We start from the raw sequence: 9,734 nt of genomic DNA, 5'->3' as shown, positions 1-9,734 counted from the left end.
AGTTTGTCGAAACTCTCGCGCGCGAGAGTTTCGACAAACTGAGTGGTCGGTATGCGCTTGCCATCGCCGCAGGGCCGCCGAGCTGGGGTGTTACCCGCGTTAACGCTGACGATTTCGAGGAGACGGGCGGGAGAAAGGGGGGCGCCGGGAGATGACGATCAGTCAGGTCAGCACCGGTTCGTCAGGCAGCCCGGTCCCGGCGGGTCAGTCGTCCGGTTCGCCCAGTACCGGGAAGCGGCGCGGGGCCACGCACAGCAGCACCAGGAAGGCCAGCGCGGCGGCACCGGCCGCGCCCAGGTACACGGCGTGCACGGCGTCCGCGACCGCGTGCCGGGTCGCCTCCGCCGGGGCGCCCGCCTCCAGGTCGCGGGCGACGGAGTCCAGGTCTCCCGCGCCGCCCAGCCGCGCCGCCAGCACCCCGTTGGCCACCGCCCCGAACAGTGCCGCGCCGATCGTCTGCCCGCTCTGACGGCAGAACAGGACCGACGCCGTCGTGGTGCCCCGCTCCGACCAGCCGACCGTCGACTGCACGCCGACGATCAGCGGCAGCTGGAACAGCCCGAGTGCCGCGCCGAGCAGCAGCATCAGCAGCGTCGGCTGCCAGGCCGCGCCCGGATACGGCAGGAAGGGGAACGCGAGCAGGATCAGCGTCGCCGCCCCGATGCCGAGGAGGGCGGTGTCGCGGAAGCCGATGCGCCGGTACACGTGCTGGCTGAGGGCCGCCGACAGCGGCCAGCTCAGCGTCCACACCGACAGCACGAACCCGGCCGTCACCGGATCCAGGTCCAGCACCGCCTGGGCGTACGTCGGCAGGAACACCGTGGGCGCCACCATCAGCAGGCCCAGCGCGCCCAGCGTGAGGTTGACCGCGGCGATCGTACGGCGGCGCCACACCCAGCCCGGGATGATCGGCTCGGCGGCCCGGCGCTCGATGACCACGACCAGGCCGGCCAGGGCGAGACCCCCGGCGAACAGGGCGAGCGACGGCGCCGACAGCCACGGCCAGGCCACCCCGCCCTGCACCAGCGCGGTCAGCAGCACCCCGCCGGTCGCGAACACCGCGAGCGCGCCCGCCCAGTCGACCCGCGCGCGGGCCCGCGACTCCCGTTGCGGCTCGTGCAGGTGACGCACGATCAGCCACAACGCCACCGCGCCGATGGGCAGGTTGACGAGGAAGATCCACCGCCAGTCGGCGTACGCCGCCAGCAGCCCGCCCAGACCCGGTCCGGCGACCGCGGACACCGCCCACACCGTGGACAGCTTGGACTGGATCTTCGGGCGTTCCTTCAGCGGGTAGAGGTCGGCGGCCAGGGTCTGCACGGTGCCCTGCAAGGCGCCGCCGCCCAGGCCCTGCACGACCCGGAACGCGATCAGCGCACCCATGTTCCAGGCCAGCGCGCACAGCAGCGAGCCGAGCAGGAAGAGCACCGCGCCGGCCACCAGCACGGGTTTGCGGCCGAAGGTGTCGGAGAGCTTGCCGTAGACGGGCAGGGTGACCGTGACGGCGAGCAGATAGCCGGAGAACAGCCAGGAGAAGACGGAGAACCCGCCGAGGTCGCCGACGATCTGCGGTACGGCGGTGGAGACGATGGTGGAGTCCAGCGCGGCCAGCGCCATGGACAGCATGAGCGCGGCGACGACCGCACCGCGCTTCCCGGTGTCCCCGGTGTCCGTGCCCTGCCCGGCGGCTTCCCGTGTCGCGGGTCCGATGTCGCCCATCCGATGCCCCACCCCTGTCCGTCCCGCGTTCCCGTGCCCCTTGCACCTATCGCCGCGGACAGCTTCCCACTTGACCCTGACGCGAGGGGAGGGTGGAGCCTGACCGGGTCAGAGGGTGGACACGACCCCGAGGCGCACTCCACCCACCGGTGGACAGCCCCTAGGGGTCTCTCCGTACTACGGCTCGGGGAGGGCTCGTACCGCCGGAGGACGAGAGAGGCCCACTCCGCTCCTTAACCTGGCTTTACGTCGCCGGGGCGGGCAACCCCACCGGCCGGAGGTGGGGTTAACCCCCCTCGAAGACGGGCCCGAGCACCAGCGCGCCGCACCCGGTCGCGCCGACAGACTCTTCGACGTAGCACCGAACGCGTCAGACCCGCGCACCAAACTTCCGACAGAGGAGATTCACGTGACTTCGGCTGTGACCATTCCCAGGCACGGGGGTACTGGAGGGCGTACGGCCGTTGCCGCTCGAGCGCGGCAGGTCGTCAAGGCGTACGGGTCCGGGGAGACCCGCGTCGTCGCCCTCGACCACGTCGACGTGGACATCGCCCGTGGCCGCTTCACCGCGATCATGGGCCCCTCGGGGTCCGGCAAATCCACCCTGATGCACTGCCTCGCCGGCCTGGACACCGTCACGTCCGGGCAGATCTACCTGGACGAGACCGAGATCACCGGCCTCAAGGACAAGAAGCTGACGCAACTGCGCCGGGACCGGATCGGGTTCATCTTCCAGGCGTTCAACCTGCTGCCGACGCTCAACGCGCTGGAGAACATCACGCTGCCCATGGACATCGCCGGCCGCAAGCCGGACAAAGGCTGGCTGCAGCAGGTCGTCGAGACGGTTGGACTGGCCGACCGGCTCAAGCACCGGCCCACCCAGCTCTCCGGCGGCCAGCAGCAGCGCGTCGCCGTGGCGCGCGCCCTCGCCGCCCGCCCCGAGATCATCTTCGGCGACGAGCCGACCGGAAACCTCGACTCGCGGGCCGGTGCGGAGGTCCTGGGATTCCTGCGCCGCTCCGTGGACGAACTCGGCCAGACCATCGTCATGGTCACCCACGATCCCGTAGCCGCCTCCTACGCCGACCGCGTCCTGTACCTCGCCGACGGCCGCATCGTCGACGAGATGAACCAGCCGACGGCCGAGCAGGTCCTGGACCGCATGAAGGACTTCGACGCCCGGGGGCGTACCTCATGACCGTCATGAAGACCTCGATGCGCAACTTCCTCGCGCACAAGGGACGCATGGCCCTGTCGGCCGTGGCCGTGCTGCTGTCGGTGGCCTTCGTCTGCGGGACGCTGGTGTTCACCGACACGATGACCACCACCTTCGACAAGCTCTTCCAGGCCACCGCGTCCGATGTCACGGTCAGCGCCAAGGGCGCCTCCGACACCGGCGAGACCACCTCCCGCACCGGAAAGCCGCCGGTCATGCCGGCCTCCGTGCTCGACGAGGTGCGCAAGGCCGACGGCGTCCTGAAGGCCGAGGGGACGGTGTTCTCCACCTCGGCGACCGTCGTGGACGGCGACCTCGACAAGCTCTCGCCCAGCAGCGGGGCGCCGACCATCGTCGGCAACTGGAACAGCAACGAGGCCCGCACCATGGAGATCACCTCCGGTGCGGCGCCCAAGGGGCCCGACCAGATCCTGGTCGACGCCGACACCGCCGACAAGCACGGCCTGGGACTCGGCGACGAGATCGGTGTGATCACGGTCGTCGGCACGCACCACGCGCGCGTGTCCGGCATCGCCACCTTCACCGTCACCAACCCCGGCGCGGCGATCTTCTACCTGGACACCAAAACCGCCCAGCAGACCCTGGTCGGCCGGACCGGCGTCTACACCAACGTCAACGTCACGGCCGCCCAGGGCGTCACCGACGCCCAGCTGAAGCAGAGCGTGGCCGCCGAACTCCGCGGCGGCTACAAGGTGCAGACCGCCAAGGAGGTCGCCGACGCCAACCAGCAGAACGTCAACGGCTTCCTCAACGTGATGAAGTACGCGCTGCTCGGCTTCGCCGGGATCGCCTTCCTCGTCGGCATCTTCCTGATCGTCAACACCTTCTCGATGCTGGTGGCCCAGCGCACCCGCGAGATCGGCCTGATGCGCGCCCTCGGCTACTCCCGCAAGCAGATCAACCGATCGGTGCTCCTGGAGGCCCTGCTGCTCGGCGGGGTGGGCTCCGTCCTCGGCGTCGGCGCGGGGATCGGCGTCGCCATCGGGCTGATGAAACTCATGGGCCTCATGGGCATGCACCTGTCCAGCAGCGACCTGACCGTCGTCTGGACGACTCCGGCACTCGGTCTGCTCCTCGGCGTGGTCGTCACCGTCCTGGCGGCCTACCTGCCCGCCCGGCGCGCGGGGCGGATCTCCCCGATGGCCGCACTGCGCGAGGCCGGCGCCCCGGCGGACGTCAGAGCAGGTGTCGTACGTGCCGTCTCCGGCCTGGTCCTGACGGCCGCCGGCTGCTGGGGCCTGTACGCCGCCGCCACCGCGGACACCGCCAAGGACGGCTCGGCGTGGCTGGGCCTGGGCGTGGTCCTGACCCTGGTCGGCCTCGTGGTCGTCGTCCCGCTGATCGCCGGCGGCCTGGTCCGCGTCCTCGGGGCGGTCCTGCTGCGGATGTTCGGCCCCGTCGGCCGGATGGCCGAGCGCAACGCGCTGCGCAACCCGCGCCGCACCGGGGCCACCGGCGCCGCGCTGATGATCGGCCTGGCCCTGGTGGCCTGCCTGTCGGTGGTCGGCTCCTCGATGGTGGCATCCGCCACCGACCAGCTGGACAAGACCGTCGGCACGGACTTCATCATCCAGAGCGACAACGAGGGCGCGCTCATCAACCCGCAGGCCGTGAAGGCCGTGAAGGAGACCCCGGGCGTGGCCCGCGTCACCGAGTACAAGCTGCTCGAGGCCACCCTGACCACCCCCGACGGCAAGGTCACCAAGGACGAGACGATCAACGCGGCCGACGCGACGTACGCCCAGGACCTGCGCACCGAGACCGTCGCCGGCAACCTCGCCGACGCCTACCGGGCCGACTCGATGTCCGTCAACGAGGACTTCGCCGAGGCCCACGGGATCAAGCTCGGCTCCGCGGTCGCCGTCGACTTCGAGGACGGTACGACGGCCAGGCTGACGGTCCGTGCCATCACCAGCGACGACGTAGTCATCGACAAGGGGGCCATGTACGCCTCCATCACCACGGCGGCCAAGTACGTGCCCGCCGACCGGATGCCGCTCGACCTGATGCTGTTCGCCACCGCCGAGAAGGGGCAGCAGGATGCCGCCTACAAGGCGCTGAAGTCGGCCCTGCACGGCATGCCCGAGTACACCGTGCGCGACCAGACCGACTACAAGCAGGCACTGAAGGACCAGATCGGCCAGCTGCTCAACATGATCTACGGCCTGCTCGCGCTCGCGATCATCGTCGCGGTCCTCGGTGTCGTGAACACCCTGGCCCTCTCCGTGGTCGAGCGGACCCGGGAGATCGGCCTCATGAGGGCCATCGGCCTCTCCCGCCGCCAGCTGCGCCGCATGATCCGCCTGGAGTCCGTGGTGATCGCGGTCTTCGGCGCCCTGCTGGGCCTCGGCCTGGGCATGGGCTGGGGCGCCACCGCCCAGCGACTCCTCGCACTGGAGGGCCTGACCGTCCTCGACATCCCGTGGCCGACGATCATCGGCGTCTTCATCGCCTCGGCCTTCGTGGGCCTGTTCGCGGCCCTGGTGCCGGCGTTCAGGGCGGCACGGATGAACGTCCTGAACGCCATCGCGACAGACTGACGGGACCGATATCGATATGAGGTAGACGGACCGGACAAGAGACAGACGGACCGGACGAGTCGTTTCGGACCGACAGGCCGGCGGGGCACGGAGAGGAAACTCCGTGCCCCGCCGGCCGTATGTGCCCGTCCCGCGCCGGTGGTCAGCCGGTGGCGCGTACCGCCTGGTAGTACTTCTTCGCGGTCTTGAGGCAGGCTTCCTTCAGCTTCTTGCGCTGAGCGGGCGTGTACGGGTCGGCCCAGGGGCGGTACCCACAAGCGGTGTTCAGGTCCCTGAGGAGGGCCTTGTCGATGCGCAGCTTGTGATCCCGCTTGAAGTAGTAGTTGCCCGCCAGCGTCTTGTAGTTCCGGTAGCCGAAGTCGTGGCGGTAGCAGCCCCACCTGAAGTCGTAGCCGCCGGGAAGGGTGTCCGGCGAGGAGTTGCAGTAGTTGGTGCTCCAGTTGAAGCGGTACTTCTCGATCGCCTGCTTGTGACCGAGGTGCAGGGAGAGCGCATCGCTCCACCTCAGTGACGAGGCGTTCGAATCCCCGGTGAGGCTCTTCAGTTTGGAGAGCTTCTGCGCCTTGGTCACGGCGGCGGTGGCCGACGGGGAGGCGGAATTTTCGGCGGCTGAGGAATCCGCTATCGCGGGCGTGGCCGCGGTGGCGAGAAGGATGCCAGAAATGGCGATTCCGGGGAGTGCGGTGCGCAACTTGGTCATGGTTGCTTTCCTTTTCGGAGTGGTTGGCGGCAACCATGGCATGTCCGCGCAACGGGATCAATTGACTTCTTGACGAGTTGGCCGGCGGAGGAAATCGGAACAGAATGTTCCGCGTTTCTGACCTCGCTCGATGGGTGAGATGTGGGGGCATATACCAGTCTCGCTATATTGCGCGGAGCCGGTGAGGGCAAGCTCAGATGTTGCTCAAGTGGGCGTTGCGGGGCGGCACTTGGACTAGTGTTCGGAGGGATGTCCGTTCCGAGGTTCGTCGGTGTCGAGCGATCCGGGAGTGAAGGTGCAGCGTCATCAACGGGGGATGGCCTGGGCGCATGCCGAGTGCGGGGAAATTCATGATGAAAGGCTGGAGGAAACCCTGGGAAGAGCCGTGCGGGAATGGCGGGGAAGAACAGGGATGACGCAGGCGCGGCTCGCGGAACTCTCCGGTCTGACGCAAGCGGCGATTTCCCGGCTGGAACACGGAAAGTGCATGCCGACGTTCCCTTTGCTGGAAAGGATCGCCCAGGCCTTCGGTTCGGCCCTGCTCGTGTCGATGGACCCCGGGCGCGGAGTGACCGTGACCTTCGCCGGCGGCGGTGACATGACCTGACCTGACGGCAAGGCCGAGGCCCGGAGGACGCTGATCGGCAGATACAGGCCACCGATCTGCCGGTTCTACGGCGTGTCGCCGGCCTGTATCTGCCAATCGTCCGCGGCCGACCTCCTCCTCGACTCCGTCTCCTCCGCCCTCATAAATAATGCAAGCATGCTTGCTTGTTTATTGGCTCGCTGCCATGCTCCTCCCCATGGCCGACCCGACGCCCGTGCTCGACGACCTGCGTGCCGAAAGCGACGAACTCGACCGGCTGGTGGCCGGGGCGGGTCCCGATCGCTGGGGCCTTCCCACCCCCGCCCCCGGCTGGACCGTCGCCCACCAGATCGCGCATCTCGCCTGGACCGACCGCTCGGCCCTCGTCGCCGCCACCGACGAGGACGGGTTCCGGACCCTGGTCCAACAGGCCCTCGCCGCCCCCGACTCCTTCGTCGACCAGGGCGCGGAAGAAGCCGCCGGACTCCCGCCCGCCGAGCTGCTGGCCCGCTGGCGCGAAGGCCGTGCCGCCCTCGACGAGGCGCTGCGCAAGGCCCCACCCGGCGCCCGTTTCCCCTGGTACGGCCCCCCGATGGCGGCCGCCTCCCTCGCCACCGCCCGCCTCATGGAGACCTGGGCCCACGGCCTGGACGTGGCCGAGGCGCTCGGCGTCACCCGCGCCCCCACCGACCGCATCCGGCACATCGCCCGCCTCGGCGTCCGCACCCGCGACTTCTCCTTCGGCGTGCACGGGCTCCCCGCCCCCGCCGACCCCGTCCGGGTCGAACTGCGCAGTCCCTCCGGTGAGTCGTGGGCGTACGGCCCCGAGGACGCCCCCCAGCGCGTCACCGGTCCCGCGCTCGACTTCTGCCTGCTGGTCACCCAGCGCGCCCACCGCACCGACCTCGCGCTGCACGCCGAGGGCCCCGACGCCGACCGCTGGCTGGACATCGCGCAGGCCTTCGCGGGCCCGCCCGGCCCCGGCCGTTCGCCGAAAGGGGACGGCGGGTGAGGGCTCTGCGCGTCGGCAACTCCTCCGGCTTCTACGGCGACCGCTTCGACGCCATGCGCGAGATGCTCACCGGCGGCGAACTCGACGTCCTCACCGGCGACTATCTCGCCGAGCTGACCATGCTGATCCTCGGCCGGGACCGCCTGAAGGACCCCTCCGCCGGGTACGCCCGCACCTTCCTGCGCCAGGTGGAGGAGACCCTCGGCCTCGCCCACGAGCGCGGGGTCAGGATCGTCACCAACGCCGGGGGCCTCAACCCGGCCGGACTCGCCGACGCCGTACGGGCGCTGGCGGACCGGCTCGGCATCCCCGTACGGGTCGCGCACGTCGAGGGTGACGACCTCGGGCCCCGGTACCCCGGCAGCCTCACCGCGCACGCCTACCTCGGCGGCTTCGGCATCGCGGCCTGTCTGCGCGAGGGCGCGGACGTCGTGGTGACCGGGCGCGTGACGGACGCGGCCCTGGTCACCGGGCCCGCCGCCGCCCACTTCGGCTGGGGGCCCACCGAGTACGACCGGCTCGCGGGAGCCGTCGTCGCCGGGCACGTCCTGGAGTGCGGGACGCAGGCCACCGGCGGCAACTACGCCTTCTTCGGGGAGGGTGACGTCCGCCGGCCCGGCTTCCCCCTCGCCGAGCTGCAGGCCGACGGCAGCAGCGTCATCACCAAGCATCCGGGCACGGGCGGCTTCGTCGACATCGGCACGGTCACGGCCCAGCTGCTGTACGAGACGGGCGGCGCCCGGTACGCGGGACCGGACGTCACCGCCCGGCTGGACACCGTACGGCTCACCCAGGACGGCCCGGACCGCGTCCGGATCGACGGAGTGCGGGGCGAGGCGCCGCCGCCGGACCTCAAGGTGGGGCGCACGCGGATCGGCGGATTCCGCAACGAGGTCGTCTTCGTGCTGACCGGCCTCGACATCGAGGCCAAGGCGGAGCTGGTGCGCGGGCAGATGGCGGAGGCCTTCGACAAGTCGGCGCCGCAGGACGTCCGTTGGGACCTGGTCCGCACCGACCGTGGTGACGCCGGGACGGAGGAGACGGCGAGCGCGCTGCTGCGGCTCGTCGTCCGCGACCCGGAACAGGCCGTCGTCGGGCGGGCGTTGAGCGGTGCGGCCGTGGAGCTGGCGCTGGCCAGCTATCCCGGCTTCCACGTGCTCGCGCCGCCCGGCAAGGGCGCCCCCTACGGCGTGTTCGAGGCCGCGTACGTCCCGCAGGGCGAGGTGGACCACGTGGCCGTCCTCGCCGACGGCCGCCGTGTCCCCGTACCCCCCGCCATCGACACCCTCGGCCTGGACGACGTACCGCAGCCGCCGCTGCCCGAGCCGCCGCCGGCCGGGCCCGTGCGGCGGGCGCCCCTCGGGCTCGTCGCCGGGGCCCGCAGCGGCGACAAGGGCGGGGACGCCAACGTGGGCGTGTGGGTGCGGTCGGAGGCGGCCTGGCGGTGGCTCGCCCACACCCTGACCGTCGACCGGTTCCGCGAACTGATCCCGGAGAGCGGCGAGCTGCGCGTCACCCGGCACGTCCTGCCCCGGCTGCGCGCCCTGAACTTCGTCGTCGAAGGCTTCCTCGGCGCCGGCGTCGCCTCCCAGCACCGCTTCGACCCGCAGGCCAAGGCGCTCGGCGAATGGCTGCGCTCCCGCCACCTGGACATCCCGGAGGAACTGCACCGGGACCTTCCCGAGGGCCTGCACCGGGACCTTCCGGACGGCCGCTCCCTGGACCGCCCGGAGGGCCCGCACCGGGATCGACCTGACGCCTCGCACCGGAACCTCCCGGAGGCCCCGCACCGGAACCTCCCGGAGGCCCCGCACCGGGACCGACCTGACGCCTCGCACCGGGACCGACCTGAGGCCCCGCACCGGGACCGACCTGAGGCCCCGCACCGGGACCGACCTGAGGCCCCGCGCCGGGACCTCCCCGGCGCGGGGCCTCAGGTC

6 protein-coding genes and 1 pseudogene are annotated in these 9,734 nt (G+C 70.9%); 5 read left to right on the top strand and 2 right to left on the bottom strand.

Translation table 11 applies throughout. The features are described 5' to 3' along the window. Positions 1-204 precede the first annotated feature (204 nt). The gene (locus BZL64_RS34300; protein WP_086772986.1) at positions 205-1,719 is read right to left on the bottom strand and encodes an MFS transporter; all 1,515 of its coding nucleotides are present in this window, start codon (positions 1,717-1,719) and stop codon (positions 205-207) included. Between the two features lie 409 nt (positions 1,720-2,128). Between BZL64_RS34300 and BZL64_RS34295 the strand changes: the two genes are divergently transcribed. Both BZL64_RS34295 and BZL64_RS34290 read left to right on the top strand, forming a co-directional pair. After that, the gene (locus tag BZL64_RS34295; protein ID WP_086772985.1) at positions 2,129-2,917 is read left to right on the top strand and encodes an ABC transporter ATP-binding protein; all 789 of its coding nucleotides are present in this window, start codon (positions 2,129-2,131) and stop codon (positions 2,915-2,917) included. Next, positions 2,914-5,496, top strand: a complete 2,583-nt coding sequence (locus BZL64_RS34290) for an ABC transporter permease (RefSeq protein ID WP_086772984.1) — start codon at positions 2,914-2,916, stop codon at positions 5,494-5,496. Before BZL64_RS34295 ends, BZL64_RS34290 begins: the two co-directional genes overlap by 4 nt. 142 nt (positions 5,497-5,638) lie before the next feature. On the opposite strand, the gene BZL64_RS34285 is transcribed toward BZL64_RS34290, so the two are convergent. Further along, positions 5,639-6,196, bottom strand: coding sequence for a phospholipase A2 (locus tag BZL64_RS34285; RefSeq protein WP_158101580.1), 558 nt, complete (start codon positions 6,194-6,196; stop codon positions 5,639-5,641). A gap of 271 nt (positions 6,197-6,467) precedes the next feature. Between BZL64_RS34285 and BZL64_RS34280 the strand changes: the two genes are divergently transcribed. The 3 genes and pseudogenes from BZL64_RS34280 to BZL64_RS34270 form a co-directional block, all read left to right on the top strand. After that, positions 6,468-6,803, top strand: coding sequence for a helix-turn-helix domain-containing protein (locus tag BZL64_RS34280; protein ID WP_244205674.1), 336 nt, complete (start codon positions 6,468-6,470; stop codon positions 6,801-6,803). Positions 6,804-6,999: 196 nt separating this feature from the next. After that, positions 7,000-7,794: a TIGR03084 family metal-binding protein gene (locus BZL64_RS34275; RefSeq protein ID WP_086772987.1), complete on the top strand. Its 795-nt coding sequence runs from the start codon at positions 7,000-7,002 to the stop codon at positions 7,792-7,794. Further along, positions 7,791-9,464 (top strand): annotated as a pseudogene (locus BZL64_RS34270) (acyclic terpene utilization AtuA family protein); the annotation flags it as partial. The gene BZL64_RS34275 and the pseudogene BZL64_RS34270, both read left to right, overlap by 4 nt. Positions 9,465-9,734: the final 270 nt, after the last annotated feature.

The sequence above is a fragment of the Streptomyces bobili genome (assembly GCF_002154575.1).
Taxonomy (GTDB): domain Bacteria; phylum Actinomycetota; class Actinomycetes; order Streptomycetales; family Streptomycetaceae; genus Streptomyces; species Streptomyces bobili.
Note: the sequence above shows the minus strand (reverse complement) of the source record. Positions and strands in the feature narration are given on the sequence as shown.